The organism is Pradoshia sp. Z5_111, from assembly GCF_058267535.1.
Map to the genome: position 1 here is coordinate 73892 of NZ_JBZCPQ010000008.1, position 15567 is coordinate 89458.

A 15567-nucleotide genomic window follows, 5' to 3' on the forward strand; every position below is an offset into this window, starting at 1 on the left:
CTCCTTAATGTCCACTTGATAGTCCCCAAAGCTTGTTATACAACTGCTTACTTGTTGGGTTCATGCCTTTAATAGAAACAGATATTCCTTGCTCCTCCAGTTTATTCACTACTTTTACAATCGAACCAACTGCAGATTCATCCCAAAGATGACTGCTTGAAAGATCTATCGTAATTTCCTTCTCATTCACATTTTCAAACGCCTGGACAAAACCTTGAGTTGAGGCAAAGAATAACGGACCTTCTACTATAAATATTGATTCTTCTTTTTGCACTTTGACCTTCGAAATTCGACCAACAAAGAAAAGAGCACTTAGAATGACTCCAGTAACGACACCAATCGCTAAATTATCCGTATATACTACGATTCCAACAGTCAGCAGCATAACCAGTGCCTCTGTGCGTGGGGCAGTTACAATATATTTAATTGATCCCCAGTCAAATGTCCCAATACTAACCATTATCATGATTCCAACCAAGACAGGCATTGGTATTTTAACAACTAAATCTCCCAGGACAAGAATGAGAAACATTAAAAACAGACCTGCTACAAGAGTAGATAGACGACCTCTTCCTCCTGATTTTACATTAATGACCGATTGTCCGATCATGGCACAACCTGCCATTCCTCCAAAGAACCCATTAATAAAGTTGGCAATTCCCTGTCCGCAAGCTTCACGAGTTTTATTGCTTTTCGTATCTGTCATATCATCAACAATTTGTGCAGTCAGTAAAGATTCCATTAATCCAACTATCGCCAGTGCAATTGCATAAGGCAAGATAATTTGAAGGGTTTCCAGGTTTCCGGGTACGTCTGGTAAAAAGAATGATGGAAGACTCTGCGTGATGGTTCCTAAATCTCCAATTGTCTTCATACTGGCACCAGACCACAAAGCAGCTATAGTTAATAGAATAATAGCAATCAGCGGCGCCGGAATAGCTTTAAAAAAGCGCGGTACTGTATAAACAATCAAGAGAGTCAGAGCTACATATAAATAAGTAATCCATCCTCCACCCCATATATGCGGGACCTGGGCCATAAAGATCAAAATGGCAAGAGAGTTCACGAATCCAATCATGACAGAATTGGGAATAAACCGCATCAACTTCGCGATCCCCAATACACCAAATAAGATTTGAATAATCCCTGTTAAAATAGTGGCTGCCAGCAAATAATTTAGTCCATGATCTGCAACCAAATCGCCCATTACAAGAGCCATAGCTCCTGTCGCTGCGGATATCATAGCTGGTCTGCCACCAACAAATGCAATAATAACAGCAATACAAAATGATGCATATAATCCAACCATAGGATCGACACCCGCAATAATTGAGAACGCAATCGCTTCTGGTATAAGTGCTAAAGCTACAACAATACCCGATAATATATCTCCCCGTATATTACCAAACCATTGTGTTTTTATAGATTGCATAGTTAAACCCCTTTCAAGATAGTACATATATACGTCCCAAAACTAGACTGTTTTTGGGACAGCATTCATTATCTTATCACGTATATTCCCCAAAAATCGATTTCCAAATGGTTGAGAGTGAAAAATATTCTAATAGGGAGATTAAAGTTGAAATAAAGATTAGTAAATTAACCTCAAATCATATAAATCCTTCTTAACCTAACCTGAATTCTTAGTTAATCTGTTTATTATCGGGAATCAATCGAAGAAATTAGAAAAGGGCCTCCAGAAAGTCTGTAAAACTAACATTCCGGATAACCCCCAAAAAGCTTTTGTTATGATTTCGTTTTTCTCACTTCATAAAATAAATAAATTCCGATCAATATATATGTTATAGCTAACCCGATCATTAACTGCAATTCTTCATTTAAAGTAGTTCGAGCTAATACGATAGTCGGCAAGTGAAACGAAATTATAATAACGGGCAGGATTGCAGTTTTTGCCCAAATGGAGAAGGCAATGATAAAGCAAAGAAAAAGGAAGCCGATGACTGTACTCCCTAACACACCAAAGTTAATGGTCGGTGTAGGATAGATCGAATCCATGACGAGCAAACCCATAGTGACAACCATACTAATGAAAATAGGGGCTAACAATATTAAAAACTCTCGAATTTTAGATACTTGATTCTTGGCTGTATAGCGAAATGCAATCATCACTCCGATAAAAAAGAGCACACAATTCACAGCCGTTCCAATGATTCTTAATAAACTATAACTTAATGTACCTTCCAAAAGATCTCCAAAAACTGAAAATGACATGGATCCAATTATAATCAGAGGTATATATTTTACCCATGCTTTATAATCCGTTTTCATTTCATTGGATATACTTTGCATATACTCTTTTGGAGAGGATCCAATAATTTGGTCAATTGATTTACCATTTAGCTCCGCTTCATATAAATGCTCCTCAAGTTCTTTCGTAATATCATTAATCTCCTGATCATTTTTTCCGCTTGAAAACAAGTACATCCTTAAATCATCCATAAACTTCTGACTTTTATCAGACAGTTGAAGTTGCTCCACTTTTTCTTCACCTCATCCTTCAATTTCTTTCTTAATGACCGAGTTTACGCTTTTCTCAAGGTGACCCCATCTAACCAGAAAATGATCTAAAGCTACCTGTCCTTCAGCTGTTAATGAATAATATTTTCTCTTTGGGCCAGCAATTGAATCCCGACGAACAGACGTAATAAGTCCTTCCCGTTGCATTCGGAGCAATAATGGATAAATGGTACCTTCGCTAATCGTCTCAAATCCATACTCACTTAAACGTTCTGCCATCTCATATCCATAACATTCTTTTCCCTTGATAATAGCCAAAAGGCAACCATCCAATATCCCCTTCATCATCTGGGTTTGTGACATCTCTAATCCACCACTCTTTTTATCTTGCATTGCAAGGTATATTACCAGTTTAAACCACACTACCTTGCAATACAAGGTAATTGTTAATTACTCACAAAAATCTTTCTTATATGAAGGCTCAAAACTAGGCCGAGATCCCCTATTAAATTCAAGTCTCTCCATCTCTCAAATAGAAAGAAGCAATGTAACCCACTACATTGCTTTTCCTATGAATCCGCTCTATAAATTTATAAGCTTATTCTTTTATTTATTTTTTAATTGGTATCCATATTTCTGAATAATAATCCTTAGAAGACGGATCTCCATCACTTAAGTAAACCTCCATCTCAGGTCCACCAGAATGCTCATAGCCTGTTGCCGGAAACCATTCAGAGAAAATTCGATCCCACACCTTTGGCATGGCATCAGGCATAGCACCATGAACAGGAAATACAGCCCACGTAGCAGCCGGAATCTCTCGTTCTTCCCAATCATTTGGGACATGTTCTATATGTTTCTCTGCTCCGATCAAGTAAGTTAGATTTTCTTGTAATTTATCAAAGTCCATACAAACTCCAATTAATCCAAGAGATCCACTATTTTTAGCAAGTACAGCAGCGAATCCATTCTGATTAGATTCATCCCAGAAAGAGGCTATTTTCCGATTATTCTCTCCCCCACTAGTACTCGTGCGTATGCTTTTCCCAACAACCTTAAATGCTTCCTTTTCGACAATCTTATAATCCATTTCCACATCACCCTTTAACTGAATTTGAAAGGAGAGCCTTGGATAAGCCTTCAAGGATTGGGTGTTTTTCTTAGCAGATGACGGATTGATTCCATGAATTTTCCGGAATGCTTTAGTAAAGGATTCCGGAGTTTCATAGCCATATTTTAGTGCAACATCGATTACCTTTGACTTGGAGTATACCAGTTCCTGCGCAGCAACTGTGAGCCGGCGATTCCGAATATATTCACTCACGGTATATCCCGTCAGCATACTGAACATCCGCTGGAAATGAAATTTTGACATACACGCAATTTCAGCAATCTCTTCCGTACAAAGATACTGTTCCAAATTACCTTCTATATACTCGATGCTGTCGAGCATCCTTTGAAGTCCCTCCATGTAAGCACTCTCCTTTCTAAACTCAGTTTACCAACACCGGCCCAGCAAATCCGGTTTATCCGTGCTCTATTATGACAGTCCAGAAAAGAATATGAGCACCCAATTAGTTCATTAAGCTATCTCTATTTAACTACCTGAATATCACATAACAAAAGTTTTACTCAAACAATTATCAGAGTTCACTTTCCCAATTCCAAAATTCTATTTCGTCTACTTCTAATTCACTTATTTTTCCTTCATCCTGTAATTTTAATACTTCTTTAGTTGGTCCTGTAATAACAGCCCCGTAATGCTTATAACCATGCTTTTCCATGTATTGAATACGTTTTGATAGATTTAACTCTCCCATATAAAAATTTTCTGCTTTCCCTTCATACATTTCCAGGAATTGCAGTGTTTTTCGAAATTGCTTATGCAGTGGTTCTCCTTCTCCTACCTCGTATTCCGGTGAAGAAGACCCTTCAGAAACTATTTCTGTTCCAAAAAAACCTTTTTCCTTTTGTTGAAAATCTACAATCATATCATCTTCATGCCAAATTGGCACACTCGGAAAACCAATGGGTTCAAATATAGCTTCCTCTTTCTTTTCAAAACCAGTATCTACTGCAAGCCATATTAATCTCATATCCTTAGCCTCGAATAATGCAAATACCTCTTCTGTTTCTAGTAAATCAGTAAATGAAACATAGGCTGAAACAACCGTCCCTTCTGGAACCTTTTTTAATTGTTCCCACCCTGAAAAACCTCGTGGACTTGAGCCTGGATAAATAAAAGCAGGACTGTTATTGGAAATAGGGCTAAAATAGGTAACTTCGGGATATGCCATCCTCGAGAAGAAAAAATCAGTTTCCATTTCACCTACTTTGATCGTTTCATCTCCAATAATCTTATTTATATCTCTTGAGGCTGTCATTCCAAAATAGGCAGAAGTGCTCGTACTTGCACCATCCATATGACCATAAGGATTCATTACAGTCAGACTGTAATCAACGATATTACGTAATTTCTCTACTCGGTCAGGAGTCCCGAACGAGTAATACATCATAGTTAGGATGGAAGAAAAGAATGAGAATAGAAGAAATAAACCTATAGCCATAAGTGCTGTTTGAAATCTCGCCTTCCATTTTGCAAATCTCATTATTCGTTGTTGTTTTTTTATGCCAATATCAGAGTTAGTTAACTTCCCCCTGTTTTCTTCATCAGTTTCTTCCAAATATCTCTCCATACTCTCCAGTTCTTTCTCAATCTCTTTTGCCTCTTCTGCAGAAAGTTCACCTTTTTCATATGATTCCAGACGCTTTTTAAATTCATCACTCATATTCTTTACTCCTTCTTTGCCTTATTGCTTTTCTCCCACGAAATAAAAGAACTTTTACATAGGCCTTACTCACCTTCATTACTTCAGCAGCTTCCTCATATTTTAGACTATTAAAATCACAAAGCAGTACGGCCATCTTATGTTTTTCGGGTAATGTATTCACTTCACGTAATAACTCTTCTATTTCCTCTTGAATCACGATCGTTTCATCAATCGCTTTGTTCTTATCTAGAAATCTAGAAAAATAGCCTTCATCCTGAATTGTTACTCTTTTATGCTTTCTATGATGATCAATGTATGCATGATAAGCTACCGTAAAAAGCCATGCCTTTACACTTCCACTTTGATAATTCTCAATAAATAAATAGGCACGAAAGAAGGTTTCTTGAACAAGGTCCTCCGCTGTATGATGGTTATGACAAAGAGAGAAAAGAAAACGATATATATCAGAAAAGTAAGTGCTATAGAGATTATCTATTGAATCCGTCATCATTCCCTCCTCTCTTTAATATCACGTATAAAAATAAAAAAGGTTACAAAAATTAAAATATTTTCCAAATCGTCAATCTCTATGAGCATATCAAAAGATGGGAATAAAGTTTACTTATGTTTGGTTTGATGTTTATATAAACAAAAAAGACATCGATGGAGATGCCTTCTTTCGCGCACTATATATGTAAATAGCCACCAAGAAGATTGATAAAAAAGACCCGTATTCGTATAATTCACGAAACAAGGATCAATCTGGCAAATGTATTTTCCGAAGATATACTACCTCATTACAAAGTAATATCGATACTATAAATCCTTTGTAGACTTAGATGAATCACTACTTAACTTATATTTACTTTCTCGATTAACAATATTCTTGATGTAACTTGATTAAGTCTTGTACGATTCCAGGTCGCTGCGTCGGAATTCGGGGACATACGTGATAGTACTCTTCATTTCTCAGATGTTTCTTTCCAAAGGTTGGTACAGTTGCTTCATGAAGTAAGGTTTTCCATGCTTGTTTGATTGCTCCGTAATTTTTCCATCTTCGCTCATTAGCTACTCCCCATCCAAGAAGAATCCAAGGATGCCGTCTTAACTCCTGTACAGATACTAAAGAATCCTTTGGATCGTATTCCTGCTCTTTAATTAGTTTTTCCAATAGATCAATAGCTCTCCCTTGGGAGGGATCTTGGATTATAAATAGATTATAGATATAAAGTCTGCCAGAAAAAACCTGTCTATCTTCGTAAATTCCTTCTACGATTCGTACTAACTGTTCCATGGTTTCATCCAATCTGTGTATCTTTCCTTCAGCTTTCCCTTCTCTATGCAATTCTGCTGCCAACTCACCCCCTAATTCTGCTGATCCAGGATTACATAAAAGACAAGCTCCTATTGATTGCTCTGAATCTCCCCACTGAATGTATGTCGATGTGCGGTAAATATAATTTCCTCTCTTTTGATAGTGTGCATAGGCTGTAGGTATGTTCATAAACAGTTCCTCCCTTAGCACTCATATGTTTATTGATCTAAATTCTGTTTGACTGATATTACAGGAAGATACAAGATGACTAAATTAGATAATAATGAGGCAGCATGGTCTATCCCTAATGTATGGAATACTTGTTGATAGTGAGCAATAAACTCCTCTTTAGAGGTGGCAATGTGGTCACTGTCGTTGATAAATTGTACAAGCACCAGCCATGTAGGAATTTGAAGTTCTTGATTTAGGATTTGTAAATAAGCTAAGCGATTCGCCAACTGATAATATTCGTTCAACCAAGGAGTTATAGATGTAGTGGATCCGAATTTCTTTTGTGTGACCGTGAGGGTTTCAGTGATTTTAGCGATACTTTGTAAGGAAGTAGCTTTTATCTTGGAGTGAGTTTCACGACGATGGGCCTTGGCTTCCACCAAAATCAATCCCTTTTGGCGGCTACCTTCCACTGTCCCTATTCCATCCCAGACAGGACCGTTTTTCGGCCAACAGGCTCGTAATATCTTGTTGGCTGTGAGCAACTTGTCATCCTCATCGTAGTAAAACTTTAAAAAGTCATCCTGGTATTCTTTGTAGCTTTCATGGGCAAGAGGGGATTTCCAGTCAATCTTTTGTTCTTCTTTTACAAATGCCAAAAGGGAGGGAGAGTGAGAAAAGATTTCTTGATTCAGTACTTCACCATAATCATTTACATAGGTTCGAAGATGCAGTTGGCTTCCTTTCGTTTCAATTGTCATAATGTTCACCTAGGACTTGTTTGTTTTTGTATCGATACAATTCTGCTAAATTTGTATCTGCTATTAAACGGTCGGAAAATAACTCTCTTTTAACCTCTGAACCCCAAGCCATTAATACATCTTTTTTCATAGGACTTTTCACTCCTTATCTCATTTCCTAAATAATACCATATAGGGCTGCAGTTGTGATTTAGTAATTTCTTTTCTAAGCGTTCATTTAGATAACCGGGAAAGAATAATGGATTAAATTTAGAACACAAAAGAAAGATTTATAAACTTTATGTCGAATTCTATTATATATAACTTAAAATAGCCTCCAGCATTTTAAGAAAGGACAAAATTAGAATAGAGATAGGATGACGGAGACATGGACCGTATTTCAAACGAAATAAAGTTTGAATACAATTTTGTAGTAGATAAAGGAATCATTTCAAAAAAGCATAAAAGGGATGTTCCTGCCCTATTAGCTGTAGATGCCACATTTACAATAAAAATTAACAATGAATTATACTTTGAAAAAGAACTGGCTATACTCGAATTCTATAAAGCATTGTATAGCTGGAAAGAGGAAATCACGGGGAATCATGTACCCGAATTCCATTATTATACGATCGAATATGCTGAATATGAGGATGGGGCTATTCTTTCATTAATCCCTTTTTCCAATATGGCCAGAGTAAAATCAATCTGGGCAGAACAAGATTTATATAATGTTTTTGTTTTAGACTATATCGTAAAGGAATTTATTCTATTAGAGGAGAAATTAAAGCAGGACATAGAGGATTATTTTGAAATAAGATTAAAAGATTTTATCAAACACATTCCTGTCCAAGTGCTTACTATAGATTCTGGTGACTGGTAAAACTGTATTATTATTTCTATTAACCACAATCGATTGCGCGAAATGATAAAAAGCTATTTGTTACATTGATTGTATACTTTACTAGATTGGTCAATTTATTAATTTAAGAATACTCCAGGAGCTAACGAGGCTTCTTTGAAGGAGGATAACATGAAAAAAAAGAGAATTTTATGGATTGGATTTATCATCTTCATTCTTTTTGGGGCATGGTTTACATACCAAAAGGTCACAGATGACACGTATGTTGGCATGACTATCATTCCAGAGAATGAAAAAGACATTCCCTTATATGAAGGGTTAAAACCAGACAGAAACTACTATTATATAAAGGGAAATCATAGCAAGGAGATTTATGAATTTTACTTGAAAAAGCTATCTGAAAATGGATGGATAGTAGAATATTCAAACGGTGATGACAAAGAGCGAGGAGATGATTGGAATAATATTTCGTTTTCCTGGTTGAAGGAAGGGTTCGACGGAGAATTACATATGAATATTGGGTATGATAAAGACTCGAAGGAAACATACGTAATGTTCGATAAACGGGACATAGATAAATTAGAGACGTGGATTGATGAATCACCAAGTATGCCGATGATGAAAGCTGTTCTAAAATTACCAATACGTCGAAGCTAAAAGAAATAACGTCGCTTATTAATCATTCACTGGATTCATACAAAGAGGAGATACCTCAAGAGAGAAAACAAGTGTTATGAATTAAGGGAAATTTAACATCCAAGTCCATTATGGGAATGATGAAGATATCTATTTTCAATCTGAAAAGGATTTAAAAATGATGAAAGCAAACCCTGAATTTTTTAGACTAACAAACTTACATCCATAAGTAACGAAATAGATTCACCTAAACACTCAGAAGGTTCCGATGTTTAAGTGAATAAGTTTTGATAAACTTTATAAAATCCTCCTTCAAACCCCTTTCACCGCTCGAAATTTTTGCTTCAAAACCTCTGTTTTGACCTTTTATTGAAGTTTTTACTTATAAGCTTTTTTGGTTTAAGCGTAGGGTTAAAAATGAGGAAGAATTAGTAAGTCAAAATGACAAAAGAGCAGATCGGTTATAGATCTACTCTCGATTTTGATTTTAAATGGATACTGATTAAAGTTTGAAGTTGCTCACTAAGTCGTTTAACTCTTCTCCCAATCTAGCCAATTGTTCAGCACTATCTTTTACTTCTTCCATAGTATGGCCAGTTTGCTCGGTAGCTGCAGCTGTTTCTTCAATTCCAGCAGAGGATTCCTGGCTAATAGCTGCCATATCCTGAATGGATTGATTCATATTTAAACTGTCAGATACGACTTCTGTTAAGTTAGAAGAAATACCTTGAATTCCTTCAACCATTGATGCAACAGCTATGTTGATCTCTTTAAAAGTATTATGTGTTTCTTCGATTTGTGAAGTACCTTTTACTACTTCTTCAGAACCCTTAGATAGGGAAATTACCAGGTCCCCAAATTGTCTTTGAATCTCTTCTACTATAAAAGTAATGTCTTTTACAGATAAAGCGGTTTGACCAGCCAATTTTTTCACTTCATCGGCTACAACTGCAAATCCTCTACCCGCTTCTCCTGCTCTAGCTGCTTCAATCGACGCATTCAAGGAAAGTAGGTTTGTTTGTTCTGCAACATTGTTGATGACTACTACAAGTTGAGAAATTTCCAGCGATTTTTCGTGCAGGGCTTCCATTTTCACAACAGCATCATTTACAACCGCATTGATGTTTTCCATCTGTTGACTAGATTCTTCCATTAATTGCGTTCCGCTATTTGTCATAAGTAAAACTTCTTTAGAAGAGGTTTCAATTTCTTTACCATATTGATCTGCTTCTTCTACTTTGATTGCAAATGTATTCGTGATACTTGCGATTTCGCTAGATTTAGCAGCTAATTGTTCAGAACCGGAGGACAACTCTTGCATGGTAGCAGAGATTTGTTCAGAACCAGAAGATACCTCTAACGCTGATTGAGTCAGTTCTTCACTGTGACTGGCAACCGTTTCTGATACGCCTGAAATCTTACCTAAAATACTTTTCAGCTCTTTTTGCAATTCATTGATAGCTAATCCCAATTGACCAACTTCTTCTTTTGATACAACCACAATCGGGTCAGATGTTAAATTACCTGTACTTATTATCTTCACTTTCTCCACTACTTTTCTGATTGGTCCCAGAGTCAGCTTAATCGTAATATAGGCAATCACAATAATTGTAAGTAAAATCACTACGGATACAATTATTCCGACCATGTTGGCATTTTCTCCATACCCAATTATATCGTTACCTATCTTGTTAATTTCTTTTTCACGATTATCGGCCACCTCTTTAAAGCCGCTAATTAGTTCACTTTCTAATGGTTGAACCTGGGTTGTTAAAATTTCAACCGCTTTTTCTTTATTATTATTGTCTATTTCCTGGAATACTTGATCTGTTAACGTACCCCATTCAACTTTTCTATCTAAAAGTTCTTTTATCTTATCTGATTTACTTGATTCCAGCAGTTGATTTTCCAGAGAAATACTGTCTTCTACACCAGATTCAAATTCCTTGCGAAATTTCTCATCATTCGATATCAGATATGATTGCAGAAGGCTCGTTCTCTCTGTCATATTTACGACTATTTTTTCATCTAAGACTAGCAAATTTAGCTGCTCATCTAACACATTTTCCATTTTGCTATTAATACTTTCAAATGCAAAGTGACTGTACCCGGTAGTGAAATTAACCATTATAAATACTAATATAAATCCGATAATCAGGTTCGTTTTTAAACCCAATCGATTCAAGAAAGCTATATACGATTTCATATTGATTTGCCCCTTTTTATGTAAGTTTTAGCGATATGTAATCATACTCGTAGTTAATAATTAACAGCACATCCTGAACAGATAGCAAAGAAATATAAATGAATCTAATAAGATTTGTCATCTTTGCCCTATTACTATGGAGCGAAGTACTTATTAACTATATCGACGGAACTTTTTTTGTTTATAGAGACTTTGGGCTTATTTATAAGAATCCATCTTATAAATGCTGATTTCAAAAAATAGAACATTCAATTCTAGGAATATTGCGTATTTCTAGGATATCGCTATCAAAGTAGGATAAAAATCATTTGAATTTCGTGGGAATTTCATTTACACATTTTCACGATTTTGGGGTTATTTCGCTATAATAAATATCATAGAAAGATAGGTAGTTTAGAATTTGAAACCTGTATCCTAAAAGCATTAATAAAGCACTAACTATAGCCACAATAACCGGCATTGCTATTTTTTACTGCAAATAAAAAAACCAACCTGCACAGACAGATCAGTCAAAGAGAAACAATTCAAAATGGTAAAGTTAACGCTCTTTAAATTTGAATATTATGCTACATGGCCCATTGGAATAGATAAGGAATTAATAAAATAAGAATTACTGCTACAGCAAACACAACTATAACTTTGGTTAAATCCTTTTTCAATAAAACACCACCATTATTATTGTTAGTTCTGTATCAGTATTATTTATATCCCATAAAATCTGGCTCATTATGTACTAAAAAGGTTCATAATCATTGGTAAATTAGACAGTTCCTAAAAATAAAGTAGTTATTAAGATTTATATAGATTTTTAATCCAATTATAGTCTGATACATGTAATAAATTCTTCACTTTTAATGCAACTAAGTTAAGATATTCTTCACACTGCGCATTCTCATAATCAAACCAGGTTTCATATTCATCTTTATCCTCTTTGAGTCTATATCGGTCATTTACATCATGTGCAGTTACTTTATTTGGCGGTACTTCTTTCCCACAGCTCATCGTTACACCCTCTTTTGGACAAATAGCAAGCTCTACAACAAAAGATCCACCATAACGATTAAATTGGAAAGTAATTAAGTCAATTTTTTCTTCATTTTGCCTTCTGAAATGTGGAAATGACCCTTTAAAACCATATTCTCTTAAATAAGGAACTACACTCTTATTTAATGCTTTAATCATATCTACACGATTATTGAAATCCACGATGAGCATTCCTCCCAACATCCATTTTAAAAAATGATTATTAATAAAAGTTATTATATTCAGATATATTTATCAATTACGTTGATTCTGAATGAAGGAATCAGGTAAAGAGTTGCTAACTAACGTTATATGGTTAGGAAAAACCCTAGAAAGACTCGATAGGATTAAAAGTAAAAGATAAAAGGACATTGGGCAAAATGACAAGTAAATGATTCTTATGTGATTTTCCTTAAATAGTCTACCTATGTGCCCCTGTCGTCCCACATTAGCTCTCCCATATAAGAAGAGAAAATGTCCACTCTAAAAACCAGGAACCTGCCATTTGGTGGGCTTTTTTTGATTCACCACACACGATAAAAGCCGCTGATTTAATTAACGGCTTTCCTTCATTCTTCTATTTAGTTTAGATTCATTCGCCTTCTCTTACAAACCATTCCCAAAAAGATGTGCCTTGAGCCACGATGAAATAATCTAAAAATGAAGCAAACCCAAACGGGAATTTAACAAGCTCCCCGTCCTCATAATTCAGAGCTTCTCCTATCCACATCTTGTTCGTGCCGCTCTCCAAATCGCATTCACATCACAGACAATTTCTATACCGTCCATTCCAACACCCACAGGAATAAAGTTATCTGGACACTCCCATAAGTCCTTATGTTCATCAATTTCCTCAATAGAAAATAAGGTAGTGCCATCACCTTCTTCAAATTGAAAGAGAGTGGCTCCATTATGCTGCATAAAAAACTCTTTTAACGCTCTCGGAGCAAAATCTGGTAGCTTTTTTATTTCGGAATCGGTAGCCGGCGGATTTAAGCTAAACGAGGCATTTAACACCTCTCCATCTTCTTTTTGAATCAACAATTGACCATCATTTAACCGTTGTTTTAATGTATCTAATGGTTTCAAATTCATTGGTCCTTTCTAATCAATAGTGCCTCTACCAAACATTGACCGTTCCTGTATGGAACGACTTTTTCAGTGGAATCAAATTAAATATTAATTTTATATTCTCCTAATATACACGAGGTCGAATATAATGTACCTAGGTTTCACCTCTATTGGTTTACCATATTTATCCTCAAACCAATTTAAATATTTGTTTTTCTTTGATGTCATCCTTCTTCGGGATATATTTTTTTGACATTCATTATAGCTCTTCCTCCTTGCGAATATACTCGAGTGTGTCATCGAGTTTAATGCGATTGATATTCTAGCCATTTGTCTATTTCTTTTTTCACAAAACGATTTTCACCCGAAATAGATATATAAGGAATGTATTGGTAGATTTCATAACTGTTCACTGACGCTTTCTTCTTTTTCAATGATTTCTTCTATGTCTTTAGTGCTTACAGATAAATATTCTGCTAGTTCATCCATAGTAAGCACACTTGTCGCTGTTAATACATTATCTCCATTATTTGTAGTAGTAGAACCGGAGATTAAAAAAGCACCAACTACTATACTTACCGATATTAAAATTCCTCCTGCAATAACAGATATATTACCATTCTCTGCTAATCAATAAAAATCCTTCTTCCGCTAACCTTCCCCGTTTATACATTAAGGAATCAAACAAAAAAGCAAACCGAGTCTGAATCGGAAAACTTTATTTTATGGTTACATAGGAGAAAGAAGACGTTCTAGGATACAAGATAATGGTATAGATAGATCATCTAACTATTTTTCTATGGCTCTGTTCGTAAAGATTGTTGCTAATGGCTTAATAAAAAAGAGAGAGCTTTTGCTGTCTCCGCTATTGAACTAACGCCCCCTATTAGTTTAAGTACGTTTCTTCACAAACTTACTCCACACTCTTCATTCATTACAGGAATGCTGCCCCTTTAACTGCATAATAAAAAGAGATGAACCTCCCTTTGCCAAAATACTAACCATTATTTCGTAATTTTGGTAAAATAGATTTTATTATAATACTAATTTTTTTGGAGGGAGTAATTCACATTTTAAATTATTACGCAATATTCGGATTCCTAACACTACCAATTTGGGGTGTTGTTTTTTGTTTGAACTTGATTTCAATTATTGAAAAAATTAATGATGGTGAAAACTACACTAAAAATATATTTTGGTTCACATTATCATTTGTAGTAATCATAACTGTGATTGCGGTTCTAACAACAGGAGCATAAATGAATGAAAACTTACTTGGAAACCAGTTCATCAACCTTATAGTTAATTAATTTTGCATCTTCTAGTACACACAAATGATTATATTTCTTTTCATCGTTTAAAATATTCGGCAAGTAATGAGGTATCATTTCTCCTAAACCATAATTTTTGTCTTCAAATATCCAAGGGATTTTCTTCCAATCGAGAATCCCTTCGTCTACTTTTTTTGGAGTTTCATATATGAAATTTTCATCCATATAAATCAGATAAACATACATTCCACCCGTATAAGAGCTATCCACTTCCCAAGTAATTATCCCTTTATCAATAATTTCACTTCTGCTAATATCAATATCTGTTTCTTCTTTTACTTCCCTAATTACACATTCTAAAGGTGTTTCATTTTCTTCCATTTTTCCACCGACACCATTCCATATTCCTAATGTTGGCTTACGTTCTCTGTTAAGCATTAGAATTTCATCATTCCTACGGATAAAACATAGTGTTTGTTTATACACATTTACCCCTCTTTTCTTTCACTAACCTGCCCCGTTTCTACAATAAGAAGTTCAACACAAAAAGGCATTAATCCTTCTTAGATCAATGCCCCCGATAGTTTAAGTGTATTTATTCGCATAGAACTATCCAAAATAGTTCTCTATATGCAATTTCTAATAATCTAACTGCTTTAAACTCAATAATAAACCGTCATCTGTAATCTTTTTAATTTTGTATAAATTTAACTTTCTGTCAATTATTTTATCCGTTTTATCTTCTTTACTGAATGAAATTCTTACTGCATTTATTGCATAAATAAGAATTGATAACACACCTGCACTTCCTAAGGCTACTCCTATACTTTCGTTCTCTGGAGGATGAGTATCCATAATCTTTCTTATGTCTTTATAATAGTCTCCTTTAATAAGGATATATTCAGATTTTACCTCTAAACCTGCTAATAACTCAGTTCGATTATGTGCTTCATAAGCTTCTATACCGTTCTCTTTGTACATAAAAAACCCACCTTTCAAGTGTCATAATAATTATATGAATAA

At 35.1% G+C, this 15567-nt stretch carries 16 protein-coding genes; 2 read left to right on the forward strand and 14 right to left on the reverse strand.

The annotated features are described in order from the left end of the window. Positions 1–4: 4 nt before the first annotated feature. The 9 genes from AC4D4A_RS15655 to AC4D4A_RS15695 form a co-directional block, all read right to left on the reverse strand. The gene (locus AC4D4A_RS15655; RefSeq protein WP_490996741.1) at positions 5–1432 is read right to left on the reverse strand and encodes a SulP family inorganic anion transporter; all 1428 of its coding nucleotides are present in this window, start codon (positions 1430–1432) and stop codon (positions 5–7) included. Between the two features lie 314 nt (positions 1433–1746). Further along, positions 1747–2499, reverse strand: a complete 753-nt coding sequence (locus AC4D4A_RS15660) for an HAAS domain-containing protein (RefSeq protein ID WP_490996742.1) — start codon at positions 2497–2499, stop codon at positions 1747–1749. 12 nt (positions 2500–2511) lie between these two features. Then, positions 2512–2841, reverse strand: coding sequence for a PadR family transcriptional regulator (locus tag AC4D4A_RS15665; RefSeq protein ID WP_490996743.1), 330 nt, complete (start codon positions 2839–2841; stop codon positions 2512–2514). A 247-nt stretch (positions 2842–3088) separates the two neighbouring features. Beyond that, positions 3089–3949, reverse strand: coding sequence for an AraC family transcriptional regulator (locus AC4D4A_RS15670; protein WP_490996744.1), 861 nt, complete (start codon positions 3947–3949; stop codon positions 3089–3091). Between the two features lie 172 nt (positions 3950–4121). Further along, positions 4122–5267, reverse strand: coding sequence for an anti-sigma factor (locus AC4D4A_RS15675; RefSeq protein WP_490996745.1), 1146 nt, complete (start codon positions 5265–5267; stop codon positions 4122–4124). Continuing rightward, positions 5260–5757 (reverse strand): RNA polymerase sigma factor, encoded by a 498-nt coding sequence (locus AC4D4A_RS15680; RefSeq protein ID WP_490996746.1) that lies wholly within the window; start codon positions 5755–5757, stop codon positions 5260–5262. Before AC4D4A_RS15680 ends, AC4D4A_RS15675 begins: the two co-directional genes overlap by 8 nt. Positions 5758–6123: 366 nt before the next feature. Continuing rightward, on the reverse strand, positions 6124–6753 hold the full coding sequence (locus AC4D4A_RS15685; protein ID WP_490996747.1) for a hypothetical protein: 630 nt from the start codon (positions 6751–6753) through the stop codon (positions 6124–6126). Positions 6754–6782: 29 nt separating this feature from the next. Further along, positions 6783–7496 carry a hypothetical protein gene (locus tag AC4D4A_RS15690; RefSeq protein ID WP_490996748.1) on the reverse strand — a complete coding sequence of 238 codons (714 nt, stop codon included), beginning with the start codon at positions 7494–7496 and terminating at the stop codon, positions 6783–6785. After that, positions 7486–7626, reverse strand: coding sequence for a hypothetical protein (locus tag AC4D4A_RS15695; protein ID WP_490996749.1), 141 nt, complete (start codon positions 7624–7626; stop codon positions 7486–7488). The genes AC4D4A_RS15690 and AC4D4A_RS15695 overlap by 11 nt, the downstream gene beginning before the upstream one ends. A 237-nt stretch (positions 7627–7863) precedes the next feature. Here AC4D4A_RS15695 and AC4D4A_RS15700 point away from each other — a divergent pair, with 237 nt between their 5' ends. Together AC4D4A_RS15700 and AC4D4A_RS15705 are read left to right on the forward strand one after the other, a co-directional pair. Then, positions 7864–8358, forward strand: coding sequence for a DUF7878 domain-containing protein (locus AC4D4A_RS15700; RefSeq protein ID WP_490996750.1), 495 nt, complete (start codon positions 7864–7866; stop codon positions 8356–8358). A gap of 150 nt (positions 8359–8508) precedes the next feature. After that, a complete protein-coding gene (locus AC4D4A_RS15705) occupies positions 8509–8994 on the forward strand; it encodes a hypothetical protein (RefSeq protein WP_490996751.1) in 486 nt (161 codons plus the stop codon). A gap of 481 nt (positions 8995–9475) precedes the next feature. Here AC4D4A_RS15705 and AC4D4A_RS15710 read toward each other — a convergent pair whose 3' ends face one another. The 5 genes from AC4D4A_RS15710 to AC4D4A_RS15730 form a co-directional block, all read right to left on the reverse strand. Beyond that, positions 9476–11179, reverse strand: a complete 1704-nt coding sequence (locus tag AC4D4A_RS15710; RefSeq protein WP_490996752.1) for a methyl-accepting chemotaxis protein — start codon at positions 11177–11179, stop codon at positions 9476–9478. Between the two features lie 789 nt (positions 11180–11968). Then, a complete protein-coding gene (locus tag AC4D4A_RS15715) occupies positions 11969–12385 on the reverse strand; it encodes a DUF4304 domain-containing protein (RefSeq protein ID WP_490996753.1) in 417 nt (138 codons plus the stop codon). 537 nt (positions 12386–12922) lie between these two features. Continuing rightward, positions 12923–13297, reverse strand: coding sequence for an SMI1/KNR4 family protein (locus AC4D4A_RS15720; protein WP_490996754.1), 375 nt, complete (start codon positions 13295–13297; stop codon positions 12923–12925). 1247 nt (positions 13298–14544) lie between these two features. Next, complete coding sequence (locus tag AC4D4A_RS15725) at positions 14545–15030, reverse strand: NUDIX hydrolase (protein ID WP_490996755.1); 486 nt, start codon at positions 15028–15030, stop codon at positions 14545–14547. Positions 15031–15183: 153 nt separating this feature from the next. After that, complete coding sequence (locus tag AC4D4A_RS15730) at positions 15184–15525, reverse strand: hypothetical protein (protein WP_462406241.1); 342 nt, start codon at positions 15523–15525, stop codon at positions 15184–15186. Positions 15526–15567 lie beyond the last annotated feature (42 nt).